23 protein-coding genes and 1 pseudogene are annotated in these 26,844 nt (G+C 45.3%); 17 read left to right on the forward strand and 7 right to left on the reverse strand.

What is annotated here, in order from left to right; all coding sequences use genetic code 11:
* Positions 1–30: 30 nt before the first annotated feature.
* The 9 genes and pseudogenes from E7X56_RS06345 (at position 31) to E7X56_RS06380 (ending at position 8,514) form a co-directional block, all read left to right on the forward strand.
* Positions 31–681: a B12-binding domain-containing protein gene (locus E7X56_RS06345; RefSeq protein WP_135605938.1), complete on the forward strand. Its 651-nt coding sequence runs from the start codon at positions 31–33 to the stop codon at positions 679–681.
* Positions 682–810: 129 nt separating this feature from the next.
* Positions 811–1,857, forward strand: coding sequence for a DMT family transporter (locus E7X56_RS06350; RefSeq protein ID WP_135605940.1), 1,047 nt, complete (start codon positions 811–813; stop codon positions 1,855–1,857).
* A 1-nt stretch (position 1,858) separates the two neighbouring features.
* Positions 1,859–2,155 (forward strand): hypothetical protein, encoded by a 297-nt coding sequence (locus tag E7X56_RS06355; RefSeq protein WP_135605942.1) that lies wholly within the window; start codon positions 1,859–1,861, stop codon positions 2,153–2,155.
* Between the two features lie 12 nt (positions 2,156–2,167).
* Positions 2,168–2,326, forward strand: a complete 159-nt coding sequence (locus E7X56_RS11765) for a hypothetical protein (RefSeq protein WP_167879458.1) — start codon at positions 2,168–2,170, stop codon at positions 2,324–2,326.
* Positions 2,327–2,450: 124 nt separating this feature from the next.
* Positions 2,451–3,116 (forward strand): dimethylamine corrinoid protein MtbC, encoded by a 666-nt coding sequence (gene mtbC, locus E7X56_RS06360; protein WP_135605944.1) that lies wholly within the window; start codon positions 2,451–2,453, stop codon positions 3,114–3,116.
* Positions 3,117–3,139: 23 nt separating this feature from the next.
* A pseudogene (gene mtbB / locus E7X56_RS06365) lies at positions 3,140–4,543 on the forward strand ([dimethylamine--corrinoid protein] Co-methyltransferase).
* Positions 4,544–4,745: 202 nt separating this feature from the next.
* Positions 4,746–6,578 carry a cation:proton antiporter gene (locus E7X56_RS06370; RefSeq protein WP_135605946.1) on the forward strand — a complete coding sequence of 611 codons (1,833 nt, stop codon included), beginning with the start codon at positions 4,746–4,748 and terminating at the stop codon, positions 6,576–6,578.
* Between the two features lie 106 nt (positions 6,579–6,684).
* Positions 6,685–7,947 (forward strand): replication protein A, encoded by a 1,263-nt coding sequence (locus E7X56_RS06375; protein WP_135605948.1) that lies wholly within the window; start codon positions 6,685–6,687, stop codon positions 7,945–7,947.
* Positions 7,948–8,514, forward strand: coding sequence for an RPA family protein (locus E7X56_RS06380; RefSeq protein WP_135605950.1), 567 nt, complete (start codon positions 7,948–7,950; stop codon positions 8,512–8,514).
* Positions 8,515–8,874: 360 nt separating this feature from the next.
* Here the strand turns inward: E7X56_RS06380 and E7X56_RS06390 are convergent, their stop codons facing one another.
* Genes E7X56_RS06390 through E7X56_RS06400 form a run of 3 tightly spaced genes read right to left on the reverse strand, consistent with a single transcriptional unit; the run spans position 8,875 to position 10,738 of the window.
* Positions 8,875–9,405 (reverse strand): metallophosphoesterase, encoded by a 531-nt coding sequence (locus E7X56_RS06390; RefSeq protein ID WP_135605952.1) that lies wholly within the window; start codon positions 9,403–9,405, stop codon positions 8,875–8,877.
* 38 nt (positions 9,406–9,443) lie between these two features.
* Entirely contained in the window at positions 9,444–10,232 is a 789-nt protein-coding gene (locus E7X56_RS06395) for a winged helix-turn-helix transcriptional regulator (protein WP_135605954.1), read from the reverse strand.
* Positions 10,229–10,738 carry an ArsR family transcriptional regulator gene (locus E7X56_RS06400; RefSeq protein ID WP_135606094.1) on the reverse strand — a complete coding sequence of 170 codons (510 nt, stop codon included), beginning with the start codon at positions 10,736–10,738 and terminating at the stop codon, positions 10,229–10,231. The genes E7X56_RS06395 and E7X56_RS06400 overlap by 4 nt, the downstream gene beginning before the upstream one ends.
* 238 nt (positions 10,739–10,976) lie before the next feature.
* On the opposite strand from E7X56_RS06400, the gene E7X56_RS06405 reads away from it, so the two are divergent.
* The gene (locus tag E7X56_RS06405) at positions 10,977–11,585 is read left to right on the forward strand and encodes a hypothetical protein (protein WP_135605956.1); all 609 of its coding nucleotides are present in this window, start codon (positions 10,977–10,979) and stop codon (positions 11,583–11,585) included.
* Positions 11,586–11,648: 63 nt separating this feature from the next.
* Here E7X56_RS06405 and leuS read toward each other — a convergent pair whose 3' ends face one another.
* Together leuS and thrC are read right to left on the reverse strand one after the other, a co-directional pair.
* Entirely contained in the window at positions 11,649–14,531 is a 2,883-nt protein-coding gene (gene leuS, locus E7X56_RS06410) for a leucine--tRNA ligase (RefSeq protein ID WP_135605958.1), read from the reverse strand.
* Positions 14,532–14,558: 27 nt separating this feature from the next.
* Positions 14,559–15,767, reverse strand: a complete 1,209-nt coding sequence (thrC, locus tag E7X56_RS06415) for a threonine synthase (RefSeq protein WP_135605960.1) — start codon at positions 15,765–15,767, stop codon at positions 14,559–14,561.
* Positions 15,768–15,924: 157 nt separating this feature from the next.
* Between thrC and cgi121 the strand changes: the two genes are divergently transcribed.
* From cgi121 to E7X56_RS06430, 3 genes are all read left to right on the forward strand, one after another.
* A complete protein-coding gene (gene cgi121, locus E7X56_RS06420) occupies positions 15,925–16,458 on the forward strand; it encodes a KEOPS complex subunit Cgi121 (protein WP_244603433.1) in 534 nt (177 codons plus the stop codon).
* A gap of 89 nt (positions 16,459–16,547) precedes the next feature.
* A complete protein-coding gene (glpX, locus tag E7X56_RS06425) occupies positions 16,548–17,636 on the forward strand; it encodes a class II fructose-bisphosphatase (RefSeq protein WP_135605962.1) in 1,089 nt (362 codons plus the stop codon).
* A 12-nt stretch (positions 17,637–17,648) separates the two neighbouring features.
* Positions 17,649–18,941: a tRNA (N(6)-L-threonylcarbamoyladenosine(37)-C(2))-methylthiotransferase gene (locus tag E7X56_RS06430; RefSeq protein WP_135605964.1), complete on the forward strand. Its 1,293-nt coding sequence runs from the start codon at positions 17,649–17,651 to the stop codon at positions 18,939–18,941.
* A gap of 60 nt (positions 18,942–19,001) precedes the next feature.
* Here the strand turns inward: E7X56_RS06430 and E7X56_RS06435 are convergent, their stop codons facing one another.
* Both E7X56_RS06435 and E7X56_RS06440 read right to left on the reverse strand, forming a co-directional pair.
* Positions 19,002–20,741: a chloride channel protein gene (locus E7X56_RS06435; RefSeq protein ID WP_135605966.1), complete on the reverse strand. Its 1,740-nt coding sequence runs from the start codon at positions 20,739–20,741 to the stop codon at positions 19,002–19,004.
* 112 nt (positions 20,742–20,853) lie between these two features.
* Entirely contained in the window at positions 20,854–21,417 is a 564-nt protein-coding gene (locus E7X56_RS06440; protein WP_135605968.1) for a flavodoxin family protein, read from the reverse strand.
* A 209-nt stretch (positions 21,418–21,626) separates the two neighbouring features.
* On the opposite strand from E7X56_RS06440, the gene E7X56_RS06445 reads away from it, so the two are divergent.
* From E7X56_RS06445 to E7X56_RS06460, 4 genes are all read left to right on the forward strand, one after another.
* Positions 21,627–22,169 (forward strand): dihydrofolate reductase family protein, encoded by a 543-nt coding sequence (locus E7X56_RS06445; protein ID WP_244603434.1) that lies wholly within the window; start codon positions 21,627–21,629, stop codon positions 22,167–22,169.
* A 99-nt stretch (positions 22,170–22,268) separates the two neighbouring features.
* Complete coding sequence (gene acs / locus E7X56_RS06450; protein WP_135605973.1) at positions 22,269–24,359, forward strand: acetate--CoA ligase alpha subunit; 2,091 nt, start codon at positions 22,269–22,271, stop codon at positions 24,357–24,359.
* A 49-nt stretch (positions 24,360–24,408) separates the two neighbouring features.
* A complete protein-coding gene (locus E7X56_RS06455; protein ID WP_135605975.1) occupies positions 24,409–25,476 on the forward strand; it encodes a phosphotransacetylase family protein in 1,068 nt (355 codons plus the stop codon).
* Positions 25,477–25,591: 115 nt separating this feature from the next.
* Positions 25,592–26,836, forward strand: coding sequence for a phosphoglycerate kinase (locus tag E7X56_RS06460; RefSeq protein WP_135605977.1), 1,245 nt, complete (start codon positions 25,592–25,594; stop codon positions 26,834–26,836).
* The last annotated feature ends 8 nt before the right edge of the window (positions 26,837–26,844 follow it).

Consider the following 26,844-nt stretch of genomic DNA (forward strand, 5'->3'; position numbering starts at 1 on the left):
ATTATCTAAATAAATAAAGGAGTTTTAAAAATGGTATCACAGGATGAAATTAACGCAAGAGCAAAAGCTGCAGTCATGGATTTCGATGACGAAGCAGTCGAAGAAGTATGTGAAGAAGCAATCGAAGCAAAGGTCGATGTAGTATCCCTTATTCAGGACGGTCTTACTGCAGGTATGAACGAAGTGGGCGACCAGTTCGAACAGGGTACCCTTTTCCTTCCACACGTCATTGCAGCATCCGAAGCAATGAGCGCTGGTGTCGCAGTACTTACCCCTGTCCTTGAGGCACAGGGCGGATCTGTAAAATCCAAAGGAAAGGTCGTCATCGGTACCATTGAGGGTGACATCCACTCCATCGGTAAGGACATTGTTGCAACAATGCTCAAGATCGCTGGATTCCAGGTCGTTGACCTTGGCAGAGATGTTGCAATCGGTGCATACGTCGATGCAGTCAAGGAACACAAGCCACTTGTAATCGGTTCTTCTGCACTTATGACCACCACAATGGTCCTTCAGATGCAGATCGAAGAACAGCTCAAGGAAGCTGGTATCCGTGACACTGTCCTGACTATGGTCGGTGGCGCACCTGTCACACAGGACTGGGCAGACAAGATCGGCTCAGACATCTACGCTGAGAACGCAACAGACGCAGTCGTAAAATGTAACGCAGCTGCTGAGTAAATTTGCTTTGGAAGAGCAGTGGAGTGTTCGTAAGAACTCTTCACTGTTATTCTTTAAGCTGATATATCTGTATATATTATAACTTGTGTCAATTATCATCATTATAAAAGAGTTGGAGGAGGAGTTATTTTGGACATAAGAGAGTTGAAGAAATTAGAAAATAAAAGGAAAATGAACAAGGGTTATATGTGGGCCCTTTTCTGTGCATTGTTATGGGGTATATGGTATATTCCAGGTACTATTATCTGGGCAGTACCTCCATTTCCTGAAATGTATGATGTAATAACAGCATCCCACGGTGCTACATCTGCATTGCTTGTAAGCGCTGTTTTGATAACCGCAATCAATGCTCTGACCGTTATTATTGCACTTTTGGTATGGAATGGTGTGCTTGGTAAGTTCGGTGAGATGAAGAGGACATTGAAAGAGTTCCACCCATGTAGTAAATGGTTCTTCCTTGCATCTATCTTTGGTGGACCTATCGCTATCCTTGGTTCATTTATCGCTATAGGATTTATCGGAGCAGGATTTGCAGCAGTCGCTGCTTTGTTATACCCTGTGATCGGTTCGGTCCTTGCTTACTACTGGTATGGTGAGAAGATCAGCAAGCGCGCAGCTCTTGGTATCTTTGTTATCATTGCTGGTGGTCTTACTATCTTCGTCGGTGGAGCAATCTCTGAGATCGCAGCCGGTGACATCGCATGGATCGGATATGTCGGTGGATTGATGGCAGCATTAGGATGGGGTATTGAAGGCGCAATTGCCGGAAAAGGTCTTGACATCGCAGAACCCGATGTAGGTCTTACACTCAGGTTCCTTGGTGAGAACCTTATCTGGTGGGTCATTCTCGTACCTGCAGTCGCACTGGCTGGATATCCAATCTTCGAGTATGCGATCGCAGCATTCAACCCAATGTCAATACTGATAATGTCATTTGCAGGCATCACATTTGGTTTCTGTTATGTCACTTGGTATAAGTCATTCCCACTTATCGGTGTTGGAAGAGGTCAGGGTATCGGAAACCTTTACGGTCTTTGTGCTGTGATCTTCATGTACCTGTTCCTTGCACAGGTTCCAGCATGGACAGTACTTGTCGGTGGTGCACTTTGTGTCCTCGGTAGTTTTGTAATGATCTCTGAAGAAACAGGTGAAATGGAATCTCTGAGAGGTGAGTAATATGGCTGGACAACGCCCAATAAAATTCAGGTTGCTTGAGCTATTCTCTGATGAGAAGGAGCACTGGAACAACGAGATCGTCACACAGATGCAGAAAGAATACAACATGAACAGCAATTTCGGAAGGGATTCGCTCAACTTCGATATCCTCGAGCTTGCTTCAGGTGGTATGCTCAAATCTGTGGAGTCAAAGGTCGATGAAGATGGTATATACAAGAAAGGTTTCCTTTTGCACAAGTATGTCATCACTGATTTCGGAAAGGTTCGTGCATCCGATGCATGTCTGGAGTACGTATAAGGAGGTTTGAATATGGGAGCAATAAACGACTATATGGTGGGTTACTATGGCGAAGGCTTTGATATGACCATGGCCCCTGTACCCATGGCAGAATATACCTGGATGATTGCGATCATCATTATTGCTTTGGTCGCATTGTGGCAGGCAAGGACATTTGTGTCCCAATTCTAAGGGCACAAAACACAAAATATATATATGTAGTTGGACTTTTGGGTAAGCACCGGGCAATATTCCCGGGGCATATCCGCCAACTACATTTACATTTTCTATAAAATCCCTGTGGGATTGTCATAGAATTGTTTTCAAAGGAGGTTTTAAAACGACAACAGAAGAATTATTCAAAGAACTATCCGATGCGGTAGTAAGTTGCAAGAAAGATGATGTAATAGCTGCAGTGGGCAAGGCAAAGGGCCAGGCACCAGCAGTAGAACTTATCGACAACGGTCTCGCAGCAGGTATGAACGAAGTCGGTGTACTCTTCGAGAGAGGAAAACTTTTCCTTCCACACGTTATGATGGCAGCAGATGCAATGTCAGCTGGTGTTGAATTACTTCAGGATGAGCTTTCAGCTGGTGAAGGATCAGCTAAGCTCGGTGTTATTGTAAACGGTACCGTCGAGGGTGACGTTCACGACATCGGTAAGGCAATCGTATCAACAATGCTCCAGGCAGCAGGCTTTGAAGTCCACGATATTGGCAGAGATGTTCCACTCCAGAACTTCATCGACAAGATCAAGGAAACCAATGCTGACATGGTCGGTCTCTCCGCACTTATGACAACCACACTCCAGGGCCAGAAAGACGTTATTGAGCTTCTCAAGGAGAACGGTCTCAGAGACGATATCAAGGTCATGGTCGGCGGTGCTCCAGCAACAGACGCATGGGCAAAGAAGATCGGTGCAGACTGCTATGCAGAAAATGCAAGCGAAGCTGTAGTAAAAGCAAAAGAACTCCTCTTATAAGTTCCTCTAATTAAGGTGTAAACATGGCAACAGAATATTTCTTAAGAATGGGTGACGGCGCAAAGATCTTCATGAGCAAGGAAGACATCATGGCTGACATCGAAGCAGGTTGTGCAGATGCAGCTGACCTTGGTGACATCCCATCCCTTTCAGAAGATGAAATGGAGAAAATGCTCGATATCATCACATCTCCTGGCAGGATCGTTGGTGTAGAGCCAGGAATGGAAGTTCCGGTAACACACGACATCGGTGCGATCAGGATCGACGGTGACCAGGGTAACAGTGGTGTAGGTATTCCTGCAAGCAGACTCGTCGGTTCCATGATCCACGAGCGCGCATTCGGTGCAGATACAATGGAACTCGGTCACATCGATTACAGTTACAAGCCTGTCAAGCCAGTTATCTCCCAGGAACAGCAGACAATGGAAATTTGCCAGCAGAACATGGTCATTCCTATGCTCTACGGTGCAATGCCAAACATGGGTCTGTACTACACACCTGATGGTCCATTCGAGAACCCAGGTGACCTGATGAAAGCATTCAAGATATCTGAAGCTCAGGAATCCATCAAGAACGCTGGTGACCACGGAATTCGTGACATGGTCTGGATCATGCAGAGACTCCAGCACGTCGGTTGTGACGGTGTCAACTTCGATACTATCGGTGCAGCCGGTGACGGTGACATGTATGCATCACTTAATTCTATCGAAGCACTGAGGAAAGAATTCCCTAACATGTACATCAATGCAGGTATGGCAGGAGAACTCGTTCTCGGTATGCACGGTGAACTTGAGTATGACGGCACAGTACTGGCAGGTCTCTGGCCACACCAGCAGGTAGGACTTGCTGCAAAGGCAGGGGCAAACATCTTCGGTCCTGTATGTAACACCAACACCAGCAAGACCTCCGCATGGAACCTTGGTCGTTCAGTTACATTCATGAAAGCAGCTGTTGAGGCATCTCCAATACCATGTCACGTAGATATGGGTATGGGTGTCGGCGGTATTCCAATGCTTGAGACTCCACCAATAGATGCAGTAACCAGAGCAAGCAAGGCAATGGTCGAGATCGCAGGCGTCGATGGTATATAGATCGGTGTTGGTGACCCACTCGGTATGCCAATTGCACACATCATGGCATCAGGTATGACCGGAATGAGAGCAGCTGGTGACCTTGTTGCAAGGATGCAATTCAGCAAGAACATGAGAATCGGTGACGCAAAGGACTTTGTATCAAAGAAGCTCGGTGTCTCAAACGCAGATCTTTCCGACGAGTACGTCATGAGAGAGATCAGGGAAGAGCTCGACATTGGTGTAATCACATCAGTTCCTGGATGCGCAAAAGGTATTGCAGCTAAGATGAACATCGAGAAACTCCTCGGTATCAACATCAACTGCTGTGACAAGTTCAGGGAAACCATTGCATAAATTCAATAAACAGACCCGGGGTTTACCCGGTCTGTATTTCTTCTTTTTACTAAGTATATTAAGACCATTCTATAGGTCTGTCAATTTTATAATGTGACCTCAATTAGTGTCAGGTTTTGAAAAACAATTTATATTTTAATTGCGTTATTTCCACAATGTTATTTTGGTATGCGTATAATAACGTACATTCTGGAGATTGATCGTGGAATCTATATATTTGTTGCAGATCGTACTTGCTGTGCTTATAATGAGTCTGCTGGCCCAGAGCCTGAGCAAATTATTCAAGATGCCTGTTCTTATCTTCCTGCTGGTTGAAGGTATTATCATAGGGCCTGAAGTTCTTGGTATACTGGACCCGGCACTTCTTGGTGAAGGTCTGACAGCGATCGTTTCATTATCTGTGGCAGTGATCGTATTTGATGGTGGACTCCACATCGATGTGAAGTCTATAAGGTCTATCCATCAGGGTGTGCTTAGTCTTGTTACGGTGGGTGTGATGATCACATTCATCTGTGCAACATTTTTCACCTACTATATAGTCGGCCTTCCACTGGAGATATCTGCTGTATTCGGAGCATTGGTCACTGCAACGGGACCAACTGTGATAACTCCTGTTGTAAGGCAGGTGCGTGTAAACCACAGGGTCAGCAAAGCGCTTGAACTTGAAGGAGTGCTTAATGATGCCGTGAGTGTAATTCTGGCTGCACTTGTGTTCGAGGTAATTATTTCCCAACTTTCAGGATTTGAAGTTGTGGGCTTTTTGCTCTACAGGGCGATGATAGGTCTTATTATGGGTGTGGCAAGTGGCTTTTTGCTTACCCGGTTTTTATCAAGTTCTGTTCTTTCTGAACAAGTGGTCCGTATTGTGACATTTACATCCGTGATCGCAACTTTTGTCATAGCTGAGTCATTAGGTGCTGAATCTGGAATTCTTGCAGTAGCGCTGTTCGGTATTATTGTAGGTACTTCTAACATTCCTCACAAACCCGTGCTGAAGGAATTCAAATCAGACCTTGTGGCCATGATGCTATCATTGATATTCATTCTTCTGGCTGCAATGCTAAAGTTCGAGGACATCTTTAGGATTGGAACTGTCGGGATCATTGTTGTATTGCTGTTGATATTCTTTGTCAGGCCGCTTTCCGTGTTTGCCAGTACTGCAAGGACAACTTTCAGGACAAAAGAAAAGCTGTTCATTTCATTTGTAGGACCACGTGGTGTTGTTCCTGCATCAATTGCAACCTATTTCGCAATTAAGCTCAATGGTCTGAATATAACAGGTGGTCAGGAACTTGTTGGTCTGGTATTCTTAACTGTAATTATTACTGTGTTCATGACAGGTTTCCTGTCAAAACATGTGGCTAGATTTTTAGGAGTGATACCGATGGAAATTCTTGTAGTAGGTGGAGGGGAGGTCGGAAGGATCCTCTCTGAAAGGTTTGAAAAGAGGGGTGAAAATGTTGTTGTTATTGAATCCTCTGAAGAGAACTGCCAGCGTTTGATGAGATCCGGAATACGCGTGGTTCATGGGGATGCCGAAGATGTTAATGTGCTTAAGAAAGCAGGTATCGAAAATGCAAAGTATTTCATTGCAAGTACTGATCAGGACAATACTAACCTTCTGGTCTGCCAGATAGCCAAGACCAAGTTCGGTTTCAAGGAAGATCAGATCATTGCAAGGGTCAACAACATGGAGAACCTTCATGCGTTCTGGGATCTTGAGATCCGTGCCATGAGTCCGGCCATGAGTACCGCTCTTTTCCTTGACAATATGGTTGGAAGACCACATATGTTCTCGATGTGTGAGGTAGGTGAAGGTGGTGACATCCTTGAGGTCAAGGTCACGAACCCAAAGATTGCCGGTAAGGCCATCAAAGAGCTATCACTTCCTGAGGATAGCTTGTTGTTGATGGTGAGACGAGGTGATGAGTCATTCATCGCAAACGGAAACCTTGTACTGGAGTTCGATGATATGGTCACGGTCATAGGCGAAGGGGATGCTGCAAAGATCGTTGCAGACCTGTTAGGCAGATAAGTAAGGTGAATACTTTCACCTTGCTAACTTTACTTTTATATAGTTATGAGGTATAACTTGACTTGCCTCTCAAATCAGATACAAACAAGAGGCTTGAGGAATTAATATGGATAAGACAGCAGAGAATATAAAGAACAGATTTTTGGAACTTGGTGTAGATATACCCATTGAGAACATTACTGAGAGACTCGACAAACTTGTCACAAAGTTCAAGGTTCCTGTGGATGAAGCCCGCAGGAGTGTTATAGCATATTTCTTAAAAGAATACAATATTGACAGGAATGATTTTTTCACAGGTCAGGCATCAACACCTCTTGTAAAGATCAATGAGGTCAACGAGGGTGGCAAATGGGTAAACATCAGAGGAAAGGTCGTGCAGCTCTGGGACAGCACCCATGAATCCGTATCTCAGGTAGGTCTTATAGGCGATGATACCGGAACGACCAAATTCATTAAGTGGGCACGCGATGATGTCCCTGATGTCCAGGAAGGTAAAAACTACCAGTTCAACAATGTTGTCATCAATGAGTGGAACGGAAGGTTCGAAATAACGCTTAACAAGAACACTGTTATCGAAGAGATATCTGAGGATATCGATGTGGCATCCACTGCACTGTCTTCTCCGGGAGATGGCCAGCCTGCACCTATGGTAAGTGTTGCTGATATTACCGAAGATGGTAAGTGGATCTCCCTGAAGGTAAGGGTGTCACAGCTCTGGGACAATACGCACGAATCCATATCTCAGGTCGGTCTGATAGGAGATGGAACCGGTACCATCAAATTCATAAAGTGGACAAGTGCTGGTCTTCCGGATATCGAAGAAGAGAAAAGCTATCTTTTCAACAACGTGGTTGCTCAGGAATGGAATGACCGATTTGAAGTTACCCTCAACAAGAACAGTACAATAGAGGAGCTTGATGAGGAAGTGGACATCGGCACATCTTCTGTTACTTTTAGTGGTGTAATGGTGGATGTTCAGTCCGGATCAGGTCTGATAAAACGTTGTCCTACATGCAACAGGGCATTGACCAAAGGGGCATGTATGGAACATGGCAAAGTAGATGGCGTTTATGATCTTCGTATCAAATCGGTTCTTGATGACGGGAACATTGCCCAGGAAGCCCTTCTAAAGAGGGAGCTTGCGGAACAGATCTCGGATTTGACCCTCGACGATGCTATCTCCATGGCAGCAGATGCTCTTGATCAGGGTGTTGTTCTTGATCAGATGAAACTCAAGCTTCTTGGAAAATATTTCATTGTCACAGGTTCCAAGATGGACCGGTATATCTTGGTTGATTCTATTGAGCAGCAGGCGGAGTTGAGCCCGGAAACGATTGATGAACTTATTTCAGAGGCGGAGGTGTTGTAAATGGCCGGATATGTAAGAGAAGTTTCACGCCGTATTTTTGCACAGGAGTTCAGGGAATCCAATTTGACATTCAAGGATGGCGATGATCAATATTCTCCACAGTACCTGTTAACACCCACAGGTGCAAAAGTAAATCGTCTCTTTATTGTGGGAACACTTATTGAAAAAGAAGACATTGGTACCGATTCCGAATATTGGAGGGGGCGAGTGTCAGATCCCACAGGATCCTTCATGATATATGCCGGACAGTATCAACCCGAGGCAGCACAGTTCCTTGCGGAATGTGAAACACCTGCCTTTGTAGCCATTGTAGGAAAACCAAGTACATATACGACAGCAGAAGGCACGGTCCTTACATCTGTCAGACCTGAATCCATTTCCCTGGTAGATGGTGCTACACGTGATCTATGGGTTGCAGACACTGCAAAAAGAACACTTGAACGTATCAAAGACCTTGATAGTATGGATCCAAATGTTATCAAGGCAAAAGAGCACTATGGTGCTGATAATGCACAATATTCTTCAATGGTAAAGGAAGCCCTGAGATCATTGAAAGAAGATATTTGATCTGTATTTTGATATGTATTACTGCACATTACGTGCAGTAGCTATCTTTTTTTAACCACAAAAATGATAATGAAGTCTATCTTTGTTATTGATTGGGTAATAATGAAAACATACCCATTGATATGGTTCTGCAGTAATGGTGCCAGCCTTCAGATGTCAATAGAAGATCGATGTCAATGGGTTTCAAACCAATTCAGGGGGCATATGATCATGTCTATGATTGGAGCAACAACGTTGATCTTGATGAGATATTGAGGTTTGGAGACAAGGTCCACTTAAATCTTCATGATACAGGTAAATGTTCAAGATCGAAACGATTAATGGGGCGGATGAATAAACAGGAATTCTCCCATTCTCTTTTTACTTCATACCTTCAAGCTTACGGGAGAAATCAATAAATCCACATGAATGTCCCTCTATTTCCACTATCTCTGCAGAGATCTTACCATTATCAACGTTTATCTCTACTATGGAAGGATCAGACATGCGGGGATTTGTAGGTGATCCCGGGCAGATAAGTATCACATCACTTGTTTCCACCAGTGGCCTGTGGATATGGCCAAATATCAAAACATCAACTCCCATCTCGAGTGCAAGATATCGTAATGGGGTTGTATCCATAATTGATAGGGCTCCTTCATGTACAAGACCTATTTTGACACCATCAGCATTAAAGACCAATTTTTCAGGCAATAGTTCTTTTAATTCGCTATCATCAGAATTCCCATGGACTGCTTTAAGCTTGCCAGTATCGGCAAAGGCCTGGTAACATTCCATCGTTGTAAAATCGCCTGCATGGGCTATTATATTGCAGTCATCAAGAAGGGCTTTGAATGTGGGGGGGATCTTCCCTCTCGTAAGGTGGGTATCAGAAAGAGCAATTATCTTCATATCGATCCCTTATTCATTCATAACCTGCTGTTGCCAGTTCATTGCAGGGTAAGGTCAACTAATTCGTAATCCAGATTTTCCATTTCCAATCTACTCATGATCTGGGGTACTTCTTCATCAATAGCAAGCACCAGAGATGATAATCCGTGGAAAGCTGCTTCAACAACGGATTCTTTAGCTCCGTACATGACATCAGGGATAATGTCGATCTTCTTCAACGCAACAAGGGATTCGACGCCTATCGCTGCTATATAGGATTTTGAGCTGGCAAGTTTTTGTAACCTCTCCAGGTCAACATTGCGTGATCCTCCACGTTCACTACGTGGAACCTTGCAGACCGTAATACTGGCATTTTCAAGATCGATCATGCCTAAAAGGTTGGTGACGCCCACATCATCGCCTTTCTCAGCAGCAGATATGGTCATGCCCGTTGCACCGGTTTCAATGATTTTGCTCACATAAAGCAATCCGCTTCTCATCTGAAGATATACATTTTCCCCTTTTTCAATATCTTCATCCGCGATAGCTGTCCATGTAGAAACATGACTGATGATGTCACTCATGACAAAATTAGCATAACGTTTCATATCAGCGGCATTTTCCAGTACCCATTCCACGCCCTTTTTCGTAATCCGATACCTTACCCTTCCATCTGAATAGATGAAACCTTCGGCTGTAAGGTCTTTGATATATTCAGATACAGCTTGTGGTGTCACACCGATCTTTTCAGCAATTTCTTTTTGACGAACGTTAGGCTGATGAGCAGCAACTTCTGTCAGGATCTGAAATTTAGTGATGCCGCTTTTGCTTTGGAGAATATCTATCATTCAGTTTCCTCATTGATCTTGAGTCTTTGTCCCATAACAGTGAGTTTAGGTGACCTTCTTGCCAGAGAACGAACATATATTGGACTCTTGTTCATTGCACGTGTCAAGCTGCTCATTGAGTGATTGCCCTTTTCCACAAGTTCTTCCAGTTCCTCGATTATGTCTTTTATTTCTTCATAAGGGTGGAATGTGAGCATTATAATTTCGCTTAGATCTTCAAAAGAACACTGGAAATTTGTCTGCACTTTGGAATAGGATGAATGGTACTCTTTTTCAGGTTTTTTACCCGGTTCTGGCATATGCCACTGGCTTTCGAGCAAGCCACATTCTTTCAATATTGTGATACTTTCAGAAACATCACAACCCATTTTATTTTCCAAGTCTCCTTTTGTCATCCATTCAACCAAAAGAAGATTGAAGACCTGTTTATGTTGTCCTGACTGAAAGGTTTGGAGAAGGGGAACTAGTTCTGAGGGATCATTTATAATTCGAGTCCTTTTGGGCATCATTAATACCTCTTATTAGGGTACGTAGGGGGATAATACAATATAATAGATATGAATCCAGTTCGATTGTTAACTTAGCTTTGGTACATATGCAACTCTAACTAAATAAATGTGTTGTGGCAAGGTTGTTTACAGGCCGGATTTTTTGTTGTTATAGGATGCTTTTGTTGGAAATTCCACATCATTTTAATTGACCGATACATTTATCCAACTTTGTTACCAATATTGGTTAGATATTATGTCTGAAGACCTCTACGCGAAGATATGCAGAATACTTGAAAAGAAGCAATTGTCCATCAGTGGGATCAGCAGGGAGCTGAAAGCAGAGGGTTTTGATGAGCATCGCCTTATTTTGACAGGTTATCTTCGTGCACTGAGGGATATGCACAAGCTCAATGAGGTGGAAATACCTCCATCAAAGATCTATGTGTGTGTAGAAGGGTCTGAAACATTGGATAATGATATTTATTCCCTGATGGCCAAACATCTTCATGCACTTGATCCGGATGCTCGTTTTCCGGCAGCAGTTTGCATCTTATCCTCCATATTTGAGAGACCCGTCTTTAAGGAAGAGCTAAAGATGATGGGGATCAATGATTCGCATATAAGGAATTATCGTCGTTCTCTGTTAATTGTCAAAGAAACAACCGGGAAGGACATTCGTGATCTTCGAAGGTCTATTACAAGGATACGGGTCCCCGATCCGGATCCTGCATATGAATCGGACAAATATTCAGCCACAGACGAGTTCATTGCACTGAAAGGTTCTGTTCTCATTGCACTGACAAAGGACATGTCCGATCTGAGCGGTCTTATACCTAAGACCAAACAGGTAACTCTTATCTAAGTGAATCTTCTCTGTGAGTCGTTCTGTAAAAATTAATAGTGGTGAAGGGATGCCCCTTTCACCTTATTCCAGATAGATCGCTGGCCTTAATGGGAACGCAAATCTGGCTTTGTTCTCGGGATCATACTCTGCATTGTCAGCTGAATATACTTCTACCGGGCATCCGATCTCCTTTTCAAAGAAATCGATGTTCTCTTCAAGAGCGATCTTCTCATCAAGATCAAAGTTTACCAGTGTGTTGAACGTATCCTCACTCATGGATGTGATGTCTGCAACAAGTTTCTGTGCAAATTTAGACACTTCTTTTCCATAGCGTCTCATTTCCGGATTGCTCATTAATCCTTTTATCAGTGCACCGGGGTTAAGTGCCCCTTCCTTCTGCATTGAGAGTGCTGTCTTGAAGGCGTTTGTTTTCCATTCAGGTGCTGTGTAAAGGATAGTTTTTTGCGGGGTGAGCTTTGTAACCCTTATGATCTCGTCAATATCTGATACTGTGCTGCCAATGAGTTCTTCTGCAAACTCAGCACGGTTGTCGACAAGTGTTTCATCATATACCGGATATGCTGCAAGAGAAACCATGTTGTCCTTGCCCATTGCTTCCCATATTTCTTCACATACGTGAGGTGTGAACGGTGCCATAAGGCGTACCCATGTCTCAAGAATATCGTAAAGAAGTATGCTTCCGCCACGCTTCTGATACCACTTCAGGTCATTGAGCAGCAGGAAGAACGAGTTCTGCAATGCATGTCTTGTTCTTATGGTATCCAGGGCTTCATTAGTCTCAAGGATGCGCTGTTGCAGTCTGCTCAGCATCCATCTGTCGATACCTTTCATATCACTGCCAATACCGGTAGTGGCTCCGGATTCGATGATGTCCTTCGCAAGTTTGTAATACCTGTCGATCTGCTTTCTTGCAGATTCGATCCCGCTGTTCTTCCAGTCAGCATCCTGCATCTGTTCAGCACTGGACAGGATGTACATTCTGGATATGTCTGCACCATAGTTGGTTATCGCGTCATTGAGGGTAAGCAAAGGTCCCTTGGACTTGCTCATTTTCTTCCCTTCCAGTGATACAAAGCCGTTGATAGCGATTGCACGGGGCCATTTATCCTCGTCGAAGATCGCAACATGGTGGAACAGGAAGAACAGAAGGTGGTTTGGTATCAGGTCTTTACCTGATGATCTCAGGTCAACAGGATACCAGTATTCGAAATCATTGCGGATCTGCCCAAGGATCTCTGAACTGACACCACTCTGTGCCTCAGCATCTTCAACAGTTCCTTTTCCAAGAAGAATATAGTCGAAGAGTGCAGGAACCAACTGTTCCGTTCCAATGCCTTCTGTTATGAACTTGGCAACGATATAATAGGACATGTAGATGGTGGAATCTCCGAGGGATTCGATAAGCCAGTCCTTGTCAAATGGTAAAAGTGTACCAAGACCTTTTTTCCTGGCGCATGCTTTGTCCTTGAGCCAGTCTACCTTATTATTGAACTCGACCCTTAGTTCCTCAGGGATGATATCCATGTTCTCGATACAACGGTATACCTTGTCCTTCCACTCCGGATTGGAATAGTTCAGGAACCACTGTCCTTTGACCATGTTGACAACACAGGGAGTTCCACAGCGACAGACAACAGGCTCGCTGAACTCATAGAACACTTCCCCAAGTCCCTGCTCGATCAGGTCTCTTGTAAGTACATCCTTGATCTTGGAGACTGCCATTCCCGCATACTTTCCGGTGTTCTCTTTGAGGATACCACCGTGGAACTCACGGCGATAGACTACCTTTGTTGCTTCCTCTGCTTTAGGGTCTTTCTGGTCCTTAACGTTGAACTGTTCCACAGCTTCTATAGCTGGGAGTTCCCCGAACTCGGGGACCTTGATAAGTGAAATGAACTTAATGTCACGAAGGTCTTCTGTAATGCCATATTCGCTGAGGTCCTTGTCGTAAAGGTCACGTACAGCGAGATAATCGTAAGGTGCATGTGATGGTACACTCATGACGATACCGCTTCCGTTCTCACCCTTTACAAAGGATGCCGGAAGGGTGATGATCTCTGCTCCTGTTAGCGGGTTCTTCACTTTGATACCGATAAGTGATCTTGCGTCCACATCTTCAATGAACTCGACTTCCCTGTCAGTAAATGTGAGCTTGTGGTACGCTTCCTTGCTGACGACCCAGAACTCTTCCCGGCCTTCGAATGTGACCTTGATCTTGACATGTTCCAGATCAGGATTGATCCAGAGATTCGTTACACCGAAGGTTGTTTCAGGCCTGAGGGTAGCACAGGGCAGTACAATATCGTCGTACTTGAACTTGATAAGGGTATAATCGACAATTGTTGCTTCTTCACCGTGGAGAATGTCATGGTCTTCCACAGGGTTGTTGTCATTTGGACACCATTTTACAGGGTGGGAACCCTTTACGATCAGGTCCTTTTCGTATAAGAGATTGAATTGCCATTCAATGAACTTCTTGTAAGTTGGATCAGTGGTCGTGAACTTGCGTCTCCAGTCAACGGAATAACCTATTGAACGCATGGATCTCTCAGCTTCCACACTGAAGTATTCCACGATCTTCTCAGGTGTGTCAAGTCCCGTTAATATCTCCATTGGTATGCCGTGGAACTGGGAATAGACCTTCATGGTCTGGGGGTCCTGGTTCTGGATAAGTTCGGCAAGTCCGACTATAGGTGTTCCTGTTACGTGGAATCCCATTGGGTACAGAACATTGTATCCATGCATCCTCTTGTGCCTTGCAACAACATCTCCTATGGTGAATGTTCTTGTATGTCCGGCATGCAGGTTCCCGTTCAGGTAAGGGTATGGAATGGTGATGAAGAACTTTTCGCGTTCATCAGGTTCAGCTTCAAATACACCGCTTTCATTCCATTTTTGCTGCCATTTCTGTTCGATATCACGTGAAATATAATCTTGTTGCATGAATAACACCGTTCCAACAATTTTTTATCATTTGGAGAAAACCGCCTTGCGGACAGCTTCAATATTAGCATCCACTGTAATTGGTTCTGCAGATATATTAATAACTTCTTCAGGGTCCTTTAGCAGGTGACCTGTTGTAACACATACGACCGTTTCATCACGACCAATTACGCCTGTATCTACAAGTTTTTTAAGTCCTGCCACAGAAGTTGCACTCGCAGGTTCGACACCAATCCCCTCAAGCTGTGCAAGATCCTTTTGTGCTTGTACAAGCTCTTCGTCTGACACTGCTTCTGAATTACCGCCTGACTCATAGATCGCCCTCAGAGCTTTCTTTGCATTGACCGGGTTGCCTATGCGTATTGCCGTTGCAATGGTCTCCGGGTTCTTTTCAGGAACAATATCTTCAACGCCGTTTTTGAATGCTTTTGTGACCGGGCAGGCTCCTTCGGCCTGGATTCCAGTCATTTTCGGGACACGATCAGTGATCCCAAGCGTCATGAACTCCTTGAAACCCTTGTAGATAGCAGCGACATTTCCTGCATTACCTACCGGAACAACGACCCTGTCAGGAACATTGAAACCAAGCTGGTCAATGATCTCATGACCAATGGTCTTCTGGCCTTCAAGTCTGTATGGATTAATAGAATTAAGCAGGTAGATCTTCTCTTCATCACAAAGCTGACGTACAAGGACCACTGCCTCGTCGAAATTTCCTCTGATGCTCAAGACCTTTGCACCATGTATCAATGCCTGTGCTACCTTTCCAAGAGCTACTTTCCCTTCCGGAAGCAATACAATAACAGGCAGATCGGCCTTAGCACCGTAGGTGGAAAGGGATGCGGATGTGTTTCCCGTGGATGCACATGCCAATGTTTTCATCCCAAGCTCGATTGCCTTTGAAACTCCTACAGTCATCCCACGGTCCTTGAAAGAACCGCTTGGATTCAGCCCTTCATGTTTGACGTACAGCTCTTTGATCCCGATCTTCTCAGCAAGGCGATCGCAACGGTAGAGTGGTGTGCCACCTTCATGAATGCTGACAGGGTTTGCCTCAATAGGCAACAATGCACTGTATTTCCAGACAGATGGTGCTTCTGTTCGGAGTTTTTGCATATCGAGCTCAATAGTGGAATAGTCATAGATTACATCGAGCAACCCGCCACATTTGCAGGTATAGATGACTTCTGACTTTGTATACTTTTGACCGCATTCTATGCATTCCAGATGGTACATCAAAGGTCTCCTCAAAATAAGAGCATCAATGGTCTCATTACAGTGTCTGATTATAATGTGTTTAATAAATGACAACCTAAATAAAAGAAGCGGAATGAACGTTCAGCTTTGGGAAATGTTCTTTTCTTTTCATGATTCCGACCGTTATACTTATTGAATGAAAATAGCATCCTTTACACCCATGGATATCCGGCTTGTAGAAGGTTCACTTTTCATTGATGATCTGCGTTCATACCTGGGAAGACTCTCCACAATGGCATCAGAACATGATGTCATCATACAGGGGATCAATGCAGACAAGGTCGCAGGTAAGGATCATGTGGACAGTGCCATCAGAAAAGCCATGCGTTCAATGGACAATGGTACAAATGTGGCCAAGGACCTGGGTGTCGAGATCATGCGCTACGCTTCCGGGAAGAGACAGATCGGGGAAGCTTTTTCAATTGGTCTTACGGAAGGCCAGATGAATGTGTTATTCATCGTCATCGGGGAAACTGTTTCAGTAGAAGGCATTATGGAAAGTCTTTCCGGATCAATAAAACCAGCATCTGTACTGGATTACTCGGATTCAAAAAAGGATGCTATCGTTTCACAGTTCTGCATCACCGGGGATGAGCTTGAAGCTGTGGGGGATGAAATGATCCCTGAGCTGGTACTGGAACGCGTTGCTCTTGTGGATGTCCTGAAATAAGTGTACTCCGGAAGAAAAGTGGAGCCGGTGGAAAATATTAATAACTTTGGAACATTAGTCAGCTACATACATTTATTGGAGATGATATTTTGCCTCACCCAAAGACAGCAGAGAACATGATGAAAAGTGCAGGCCCTATTGAGACTGCCTTGTTACCCAGCCTCATTCACGTCACAGAGGCTGCAGCTATTGCCGCTTCCTATCAAATGGGAAGGGGAAATAAGAACTATGCCGATCACGTTTCTGTGGAAGCCATGCGCAGGATGCTGAACTGTCTTGATATCAAAGGTGTTATCAAGATCGGTGAGGGGGAGCGCGATGAGGCCCCTATGCTGTATATCGGTGAGGAAGTGGGTACCGGTGAAGGTGATATTGCAGTGGATATCGCTGTAGACCCGCTCGAGGGTACGAACCTTACTGCGGACGGAACTCCCGGTTCGATCTCGGTCATGACAATGGCAGAACCTGGTGGATTGTTCCATGGTCCTGATGTCTATATGGACAAGATCGTGGTAGGTTCCCAGGTCGTGAAATACGAGAAGGAACACCCTGATGAGAAGATCGAACTTGATGCTCCTGTTGCAAAGAACCTTGAGATCGTTGCAAAGGCACTCAACAGGGACATCGAGGAACTGGTCGTAGTTATCCTTGACAGGGAACGTCACAAGAACAAGATCGAGGAGATCCGTGCAACCGGTGCTCGTGTGAGCCTTGTTACTGACGGTGATTTGATGCCTGGTGTTTCAACGGCTATCAGGGGTTCAGGTGTGCACGTTGTCATGGGTTCAGGCGGTTCAGGCGAGGCAGTCCTTACGGCTTCTGCCATAAAGATACTCGGTGGCAAGGTCCTTGCAAGGCTTGTCCTCCCATCGGTTGCTAATGGAATGTCTGATGAGGAGATCGAAAAGGAAAAGGCAGAGAAGATGCCAAGGCTCAGGACCATGGGTATCACCGAGGAGAACATAAATGATATACTTGACACGGACAAACTTGTGCCTGGAGAGGATGTTATCTTTGCAGCATCAGGTATCACGCCGGGCCAGTTCCTGCATCAGGTCAACCTCTTTGGTGGCGGCGATGCAAGGGTGAACAGCATCTCCATGGGAAGTTCCGGTGTTGTGAAGTTCACTGATTCGATCTACATAGGAGACAAAGAGGATACTCCGCTTCGTCTGTAATTTTTGTAAAAAATGAAAGTGCATGTCCTAACATACGGATGCTCGGCAAATCAGGCATCGTCCGAGATCATGATCGCATCGGTCAGGGATCTTGGACATGAGCTTGTTGATGAAAAGGATGCCGATGTTGTTGTGATCAACACATGTACTGTGAAGTATGCCACCGAACAGAAGATCCTCTTCAAGATCGAGGATATCGGACACAAAGGTGTAGATGTGGTTGTCACCGGATGCATGCCACAGGTTCAACTGGAAGCCATACTTGAGAAGAACCCTGATGCACATATCCTTGGCGTGAATTCCATTGCAAAGATCGGCAAGGTCCTGAATGTCATCGAAGATTCCCGTAATGGCGGTTCACGTGAAAGGGTACAGTTATTAAGTGCCGAACCGGAAGGGTTCCTTAAGACCGCTCATTCAAGGTTCAATCCCAATATTCATATCTGCCAGATATCACAGGGTTGCAATTACAGCTGTGCTTACTGTATCGTGACGATCGCAAGAGGTAATCTAAGGTCCTTTGATGCGGATTCGATAGTTGAGGATGTTCGTATGGCAGTTTCTGAAGGATGCCGTGAGATCTGGCTGACCTCGCAGGACAACGGGCAGTATGGCACTGACAGGGATGTGCTGCTGCCGGAACTTTTGAGGCGTATCGTGGCGATACCAGGCGATTTTAAGGTGCGTGTGGGTATGATGAATCCTTTTTCAGTGACGCCTATACTTGATGATCTCATTGAGATCTTCAGGTCGGATAAGATATACAAGATACTTCACCTGCCGATACAGTCTGCATCGGATGCTGTCCTGAAAAGAATGAACCGTTTCCACACCATAGAAGAAACCAATGACATCATCGCACGCTTTAAGGAAGTCTTCCCGGAATTGACGATATTTACCGATATTATTGTCGGTTTTCCCGGAGAGACGGATGATGATTTCGACAGGACACTTGAATGGGTGAAGGATATCAGGCCGGATAAAGTGAACATATCCCGCTACACTCCACGCCCTCTCACGAAAGCACTTGAATATCGAAATCTCGACAGCCGGATCGTTGTGAACAGGTCCAATAGTCTTCACCGCCTATGCGATGAGATAAAGCTAGGGTCGAAGAAAAAAATGGTCGGCTGGAAAGGTGAGGTGTTCGTATCCATGGATGCCAAGGTCAAAGGAGTTATGGCACGCACGTCTTCCTACAAACCTGTGGTGATCCCCGAAGGTTCCATTCAGCCTGGCAGTTCATGCAATGTTGAGATCTACGATACCACTGCAGGTTATTTCCTTGCAAGATTGATTGATTGATTGATTGATTGATTGATTGATTGATTGATTGATCTGCTGATCGATTGGCTGAATTATCCTTTATTTTTTTGCTTCCTTTTCACGAACACTGTTGACTATCTCTTTGTTGTAGGATTTGACAACATCACTTCTTGTGATTATTCCCACTAGTTCGGTCTCATCGGTCCTGGAAACCACAGGTAGTCTTCCTATGTCCCTTATTGCAAGTCTTTTAAGGACAACGTCCAGTGATTCATCAGGATATGCCACCACTGGTTCAAGGGTTGCGATGTCACGGATATTTGTGTCAAGTTCTCCATACTTCACTTTTTCTCTCATATCTTCCAGGGTCACAATGCCACAGAGCTTCTTATTCTCGTCAAGGACAGGGAATCCTGCATGACGGCTTGACTGCATAAGGTCAAGCAGGTCCTTTGCAGTATCGTTCATTGAGATCGTATGGACATCGTTTCTCATATTGCCTCTTACAAGCATGGATTCCATTACGTTGATCTCTTTTCCCCGGCGAATTGTGAATCCGCGTCTTTTGAGAACTTCTGTGAATATGGATTCTTCATGAAGGCCATTTGATATCGAGTTACTTACAACGCAGGCGAACATCAATGGGAGAATTAGATTATAGTCCTTTGTGAGCTCAAAGAGGATCAGCATGGATGTAAGGGGAGCCCTCGCGGTTCCGGCAAGGGTCGCTGCCATCCCTACAAGTGCATAAGCTCCGGAAACGGCGGTAGTTGCGGGAAAAAGCTGATGCACGATAGTTCCGTATGCACCACCCAGCATAGCGCCTACGAACATCGAAGGAACGATGGAACCTCCTGCATTTCCTGATCCGATGGTGAACGAAAAGGCAAGGATCTTAAGGACAAGAAGTATCAGTAGCAACTGAAGTGTGAAGTTGTTAGCCAGAACTTCTGTGATCACCTCATATCCTATGCCTCTTACCTGTGGGTAGAAGTATCCAATGATACCTACAAAAAGTCCGCCAATAGCCGGTTTGAATGCCGGATGTACCGGTATTGTCCGGAAGGCATCATGGGTGATGTAGAGGGTTCGTATCAGTATAACAGATGTGATGCCGCAAAGGATGCCCAATACAAGATACAGGCCGGATTCCCTGATAGGGTCTACAAACCCGTAATAGGAAACTTCTATTGGATGTACTTCGAAAATGAGGTTTGCAACAAGTGTCGCAAAGACCGAGGACAGTACGATGGGTATGAACGTCCTTGTTTCAAGTTCTCCAAATATCACTTCTACGACAAAGACAACTCCTGCAAGGGGAGCGTTGAATGCGGCAGCTATGCCTCCGGAAGCACCACAGCCAAGAAATATCCTGTAACGGTTGTCAGGTGCATTGATGGTTTTGGCAAAAATAGTTCCTATACCTGCTCCGGCAAGGATCCCGGGTGCTTCTTTTCCTACGGAACCACCGGTGGCTATCGATACTATGGATAGCAAGACTTCCCTGAAAGCTTCACGTATGCGGATCCTTCCTCCGTGTAATGCAGTGCCTTCGATAACTTCAGCTACATTGCATCGTTTCAGATCTTTGTAGAGGTGGGTAACGAGCCCGACGAACAGTCCTCCGATTGCAGGGATAAATATCACATAATATTGGCCTGAAACCCCTCCATTCCAGAACAAACCTTCTGCATATTTCAGGCAAAGGTCATATGCAACGATAGTAAGGCCTGTGAAGATACCTATCAGTACTGCCAGATTATTTGATATTCCTGGTTCTGAATGCAGTCTTCTGAATACTGCATTCCTTATGTCCCATTTGGTGAACCTGTTGGTCAAGAAGCGCCTCTTAGAAACACTAAATGGTTCTTGGAAGAGCCATTAAGAACAAATTAAAAAGAACAGGGCCTGCCTGCTCTTTTGCACGAACTTTTAATGTGGACTTGGTTTTTTAGGCTTCTATCCTTTCCAGCGTCTCGCAAAGGTTCTCGATGGTGTCAATGACCGTTTTCATTCCGATCTCGTCATCATCCACCGGTTTCTGTGCAATGCCTCCAAAGTGTGCACCGTCTCCCACAGGCATCATACCGTGGACGAGCATGCTGTCATGGATTCCCTGGATGGTCTTTTCCTGCCCACCGTTGCGTGATCCTCCCACTGCCATGGCTGCACCGAACTTGCCTTTGAGCTGGAATCCCTGCCTTCTGAGAAGGACACTTCTGTCAAACAGTGCTTTGAGCTGTGCTGTCATTCCGCCGAAGTAGACCGGGGATGAGAACACGATTGCATCTGCCTCTGCGAGCTTGGTGTATATCTCCTGCATGTCATCATTGATCGGACATTTCTCACCGCGTGCACAGGTCCCGCATGCGATGCATGGGTTGACCTTCTTTTCGGAGAGCAGTATGCTTTCTGTTTCAAAACCTTTTGTTCCTGCGATCTCAAGAACTACGCTTATGATCTTCTCATTGTTCCCTTCTTTTGTAGGGCTTCCGGATATTCCAAGTATCTTCATATGATCACCGATACGCATAGTCAGTGCGGTATTATTAGTATTTGGGTACCGTTTCCGGGCTGTAACTTCTTAAACCTGTTGATGAACAGTTTTTACAGAAGTCCTTTTGGAGGATCCGGTTTATTACTTAACCTTAAAGGTCATGCTCTATTATTGTTATATTGTGGGATGAAATGGGGTGAATTGCAATTAACGGTATGACTTCTATTGTGAGTGAAAAGGCGGGACTGAAAAAGATCCTGTATATTGCCATGAGCCTGGATGGGTACATTGCAACCAGGTCAGGGGATATTGACTGGCTGGTAGAAGATCCGGGTTATGATTTTTATGAACGGTTCATTGAGAACATCGGATCTATAATAATGGGAAGAAAAACATATGAAAAGATACTTTCCTTTGATATCGACTGGCCATATGGATCAATTCCCTGTTTCGTTCTGACCAGCAGTGATGAATTTAATGATACTGATATTGTCAGCTTTACTAACTCCCCGGTCGATGAACTCGTTGATGAGATAAGTTCCAGGACAGAAAAGGATATCTGGATACTGGGCGGAGGGGTAGTGGTCAGTGAATTTTTAACTTCCGGCTTGATCGATGAGATCATTATTGGAATTATGCCTGTCCTATTAGGCGATGGTATTCCTCTTTTCCAGGAGGGGTCAGGTGAAACTAAACTGGAACTGTTGGATATAAGCAGCTATCTAAAAGGCATGGTACAAGTGCATTACAGAGTAGTTGATGGTTCCTGAAACGATAAGCTATCTTCATTGAATATTTTAAGCAATATCTAATAAAAACCATTATCTACCTTTATCTTCAATATTAGGTAGAAAATTACAGGTATAACAATGCTTGAAAAATTATTTGAACCAACCTCTGTGGCGGTAATTGGTGCCTCCCGTACGAAAGGGAAAGTGGGGCGGGCGGTACTTGATAATCTTATCGAGAGCTACAAGGGCGAGATAATTCCTATAAACCCGAAGGCTGATGAGATCCTTGGCCTGCGCTGCTATCCGACCATTCTGGATGCTCCCAATACAGCAGAGCTTGCAGTCGTTGTCCTGCCTGCAGCAATGGTTCCTGATGCACTGGAAAAATGTGGCCTTGCAGATGTAAGCAACGTTGTTGTTATCTCTGCAGGCTTCAAGGAGTCGGGTATCGAAGGAGCGAAACTGGAACGAAGATGTGCTGATATCGTCAGGAAGTACGGGATGCGAATGGTCGGCCCCAATTGTCTTGGTATCATTGACACCGGATCCGGTCTGAATGCTTCCTTTGCTGCATCCATGGCAAAGAAAGGCAATATTGCAATGATGTCTCAGTCCGGTGCGATATGTACTGCTACGCTTGACTGGGCAGATGCCAGAGGGGTCGGGTTTTCGAAGTTCATCAGTCTCGGGAACAAGGCAGACCTTTCAGAGAACGATTTCCTGCTTGAGATGGCTGATGATGACAGCACTTCGGTGATAGCAGCTTATCTTGAAGGCGTGAAGGACGGGCCAAAGTTCATGGAGATTGCCCGCGAGGTATCACACAAGAAGCCTATCATTGTGGTGAAATCCGGTAGGACTGCTGTGGGTTCAAGAGCAGTATCTTCTCACACCGGTACGCTGGCGGGTTCAGATGAGGCCTACAATGCAGCATTTGCGCAGAGCGGTGTGATGCGGGCAGATTCCGTTGAGCAGATGCTTGACTACATACGTGCATTCTCCAGCCAGCCCGTGCCGGATGGAAAGAACATTGCCATAGTTACCAATGCGGGCGGTCTGGGCATACTGACAGCTGATGCCTGTCATTATGCAGGTCTTTCACTATCTTCTTTTGATGAATCCACGATCGATAGCCTTCGGGAGAAGCTATCTCCTGCGGCAAATTTCTACAATCCGGTGGATGTGCTTGGTGATGCACATCCGGATATCTACGGGCATGCACTTGAAACGATCCTTGATGATCCCAATGTTGATGGCATAATCGTACTTACATCACCACAGGCAATGACGGACGTTAAGAGCATCGCTGAAGTGGTTGCAGAGAAATGCGCAGATTCCAGAAAACCTATCCTGTGTAGTTTTGTTGGCGGTACCAGGATCGAGGAAGGCGAGGGTATACTTGATCAGCATCATATTCCAAATTTTGCTTTTCCGGAAAGGGCAGTTTCAAGTATGGCAGCGCTGTGCAATTATGGAGTGATAAGGAAACGCGTTCACTTGAAACCTGAACTAATCGATGTGGATACGGAATCTGTATCTTCCATATTGAAAAAAGCACGTTCTGAGACCAGGCACACACTTGGACTGGAATCCTTTGATATCCTGAAGGCATATGGGATCCCCACAGTGGGAACTTCCAACGTGAAGACCTTGCAGGAAGCAATTGATGCCTCTGAGGAAATGGGATATCCTGTGGTAATGAAAGTACTTTCTGCTGACATTTCCCACAAGACCGATGTCGGAGGTGTTCGCATTGGTCTTAAGGACCGAGATGATGTTGTAAGAGCATATCATACCATGATGTCGGATGTAAGGCGATACATGCCAAACGCCGTTATATCGGGTGTGCAGATACAGAAGATGGTCACAGGTGGGAAAGAGGTTATCATTGGCATGAACAGGGATGTCCAGTTCGGTCCCCTGCTAATGTTCGGCCTTGGGGGTACCTATGTGGAGGTGCTTAAGGACGTATCTTTCAGTGTTGCTCCCATAGGCAAGGACATCTCCCGAAAGATGCTCTCTTCGATCAAGACCTATCCGATATTGACGGGTGTGCGTGGTGAGAGTCCTTCTGATCTTAATTCAATAGTTGATACCCTTTGCAAGGTGTCACAGCTCGTAATGGATTTCCCGGAGATCCTTGAATTTGATATCAACCCGCTTATGGTGCTGCCTGAAGGTCAGGGCTGCGTTGCAATGGACATCAGGCTGACCCTTGGGGGCGAATGAACATGCTAACATTGATATTTGAGATAATAGAACAACAAAGGTGGTTATTGTGGCATCTATATTGATAAGTTCCTCTGAAAAATACTCGGGTAAAAGCTCCCTTTGTACGGGAATTGGTATCATCCTCCAGAACAAGGGTTATTCTGTCGGTTACATGAAACCGATAGGTAACATGCTGGTGGATGTTAACGGTATCCTCTCCGATGAGGATGCGGAACAGATGCGCAGGGTCTTCGATCTGAAGGACGATAGAAATCATATCACTCCTATATTGCTGACCGACAACCTCGCGGAAGATGCTCTTGCAGGGGTTGAGAAACATTTTGATAAGACCCTTGCTGATGCATTCTCTGAAGTTTCGAAAGACAAGGATGTCGTTCTCATTGAAGGGACCGGTGGCATCGGGGGGGGTGCGATGTATGGTCTTTCCGATCCCCAGATCAGTTCTATACTTGGAACAAAGATGCTTCTGGTGACACGCTATGATTCTGTCCATGCTGTGGATCGTATCCTCTGTGATATTGAGTTGATACACGATCCTGATATGCTTGCAGGCATTATACTCAACGAGGTCGACGAAAGCCAGATGACGTATGTTTGTGAACTGGTGGTCCCTTTCCTGAAGGATAAGGGCATCAAGGTTGTTGGTGTTCTGCCAAAGGACTCAACACTTCGTTCAGTTCCCATCTCAGAGATCGTGGAAGACCTTCATGCGGAGGTTCTTGCAGGTTCAGAGCACCTTAAAGAGCTTGTAGAGCACTATCTTGTAGGTGCAATGGAGGTCAACTCGGCTATCAAGTATTTCCGACGCACCCCTGGCTCAGTTGTCATCACCGGCGGTGACAGGGCAGATATTCAGATGGCTGCCATTGAAGCGCGTGTAAAATGTCTTGTACTTACCGGCAATCTCCAGCCAAGTGGTGCGGTATTGGGAAGTGCGGATGAGGCAGGAATTCCTGTAGTACTTGTTCGCGGCGATACCATGTCTACCATAGGGAGGATGGAAGGCCTGATCGGACATGCAAGGTTCAGGAAAGAGCATAAACTTGATCGCATGGTCGAGCTTATCGAGAACAATGTGGACGTTAATAGCTTGTTATCAATTATAGGTTTATGAGCTTTAGAAAATTTCAGATGGATATAGATAAATATATAATTGCTATATAGTGTCATGCATCGCATTCGTTTCGCTTAAAAACAAAATTATCTTACTAATCCAAATATTGATACTGGTGATGAATACCTTGACTGCTAAAGATTTTCTCACGATCGACGATTTTGACATTGAGGATCGAACAATTCTTGTGAGGGTTGACCTGAACTCCCCAATGGATCCGGAGGGCGGCATTCTTGATGACATGAGGATCAATAGTCATATTCCCACTCTGAGAGACCTTGAGAACGCAAAAGTCGTACTTCTTGCCCACCAGAGCCGACCCGGGAAGAACGATTTTTCTACCATGGAGGCACATGCGCGGATAATGTCCGGACACCTTGATCGCAAGGTGACCTATATTGATGATATCTTTGGCACGTATGCAAGGTCAAGTATATCTGCAATGGAGAACGGGGATGTTATACTTCTTGAGAATGTGCGTTTCTATTCGGAAGAATCCCTGAAAAGACCTGTAAGCGAACAGCAGGGTACTCACATGGTACGACAACTGGCTCCGCTTTTTGATATTTTCCTTAATGATGCTTTTGCAGTGTCCCATAGGTCACAACTGTCCATCGTTGGCTTTACCGGACTGCTTCCATGTGGTGCAGGGCGTTTGATGGAGCGGGAGATCACAGCTCTTGACAAGAGCCTGAAAGGGACTGAGTGCCCATGTATATTCGTACTTGGGGGTGCAAAAGCGGATGATTCCATCAAAGTTGCAGAGAACGTTCTCTCCAGTGGCGGTGCTGACAGGGTTCTTGTCACAGGTGTTGTGGCAAACGTCATGCTTGCTGCATCAGGTGTTGATATTGGTGAACCCAATATGAAGTTCATAGAATCTCAGGGGTACCTGGGCCAGATCGATAAAGCAAAACAGGTCCTTAACAGATTCGAAGGAAAGATCGGACTGCCTCGCGATGCTGCACTGAACGATAAGGGCAACAGGGTCAATGTTAGCATTGAAGAAGTTGGTTCAAGGAACCTTCCGATAAATGACATTGGTCTTGAGACCATTGTTGCATATTCCGGTGAGATCGAGAATGCAAAGACCGTTGTCCTGAATGGTCCTGCAGGTGTTTCGGAGATCGATGGTTTTGAGATCGGGACCTTTGAGATAATAAAGGCTGCAGCGAATGCCGAATATTCGATTGCCGGCGGCGGCCATATCACTGCCGAGGTGCGCAATATGGGCTATGAGGATAAGTTCTCACATATCAGCACCGGCGGCGGGGCATGTATCGATTATCTTGCAGGGGATGCACTACCCGGTATAGAGGCCTTGAAAGTGGCTGCAAAGAAATATCTTGACACTGAATGAATGTGATG

This window comes from Methanococcoides sp. NM1 (assembly GCF_900774285.1).
Lineage (GTDB): Archaea > Halobacteriota > Methanosarcinia > Methanosarcinales > Methanosarcinaceae > Methanococcoides > Methanococcoides vulcani.

Bases quoted from the DNA above. Each gene is read 5' to 3' on its own strand.
- E7X56_RS06345 (WP_135605938.1), top strand. From the start codon at position 31: ATGGTATCACAGGATGAAATTAACGCAAGAGCAAAAGCTGCAGTCATG.
- E7X56_RS06355 (WP_135605942.1), top strand. From the start codon at position 1,859: ATGGCTGGACAACGCCCAATAAAATTCAGGTTGCTTGAGCTATTCTCT.
- E7X56_RS11765 (WP_167879458.1), top strand. From the start codon at position 2,168: ATGGGAGCAATAAACGACTATATGGTGGGTTACTATGGCGAAGGCTTT.
- E7X56_RS06375 (WP_135605948.1), top strand. From the start codon at position 6,685: ATGGATAAGACAGCAGAGAATATAAAGAACAGATTTTTGGAACTTGGT.
- E7X56_RS06380 (WP_135605950.1), top strand. From the start codon at position 7,948: ATGGCCGGATATGTAAGAGAAGTTTCACGCCGTATTTTTGCACAGGAG.
- E7X56_RS06390 (WP_135605952.1), bottom strand. From the start codon at position 9,405: ATGAAGATAATTGCTCTTTCTGATACCCACCTTACGAGAGGGAAGATC.
- E7X56_RS06395 (WP_135605954.1), bottom strand. From the start codon at position 10,232: ATGATAGATATTCTCCAAAGCAAAAGCGGCATCACTAAATTTCAGATC.
- E7X56_RS06400 (WP_135606094.1), bottom strand. From the start codon at position 10,738: ATGCCCAAAAGGACTCGAATTATAAATGATCCCTCAGAACTAGTTCCC.
- E7X56_RS06405 (WP_135605956.1), top strand. From the start codon at position 10,977: ATGTCTGAAGACCTCTACGCGAAGATATGCAGAATACTTGAAAAGAAG.
- leuS (WP_135605958.1), bottom strand. From the start codon at position 14,531: ATGCAACAAGATTATATTTCACGTGATATCGAACAGAAATGGCAGCAA.
- thrC (WP_135605960.1), bottom strand. From the start codon at position 15,767: ATGTACCATCTGGAATGCATAGAATGCGGTCAAAAGTATACAAAGTCA.
- cgi121 (WP_244603433.1), top strand. From the start codon at position 15,925: ATGAAAATAGCATCCTTTACACCCATGGATATCCGGCTTGTAGAAGGT.
- E7X56_RS06430 (WP_135605964.1), top strand. From the start codon at position 17,649: ATGAAAGTGCATGTCCTAACATACGGATGCTCGGCAAATCAGGCATCG.
- E7X56_RS06440 (WP_135605968.1), bottom strand. From the start codon at position 21,417: ATGAAGATACTTGGAATATCCGGAAGCCCTACAAAAGAAGGGAACAAT.
- acs (WP_135605973.1), top strand. From the start codon at position 22,269: ATGCTTGAAAAATTATTTGAACCAACCTCTGTGGCGGTAATTGGTGCC.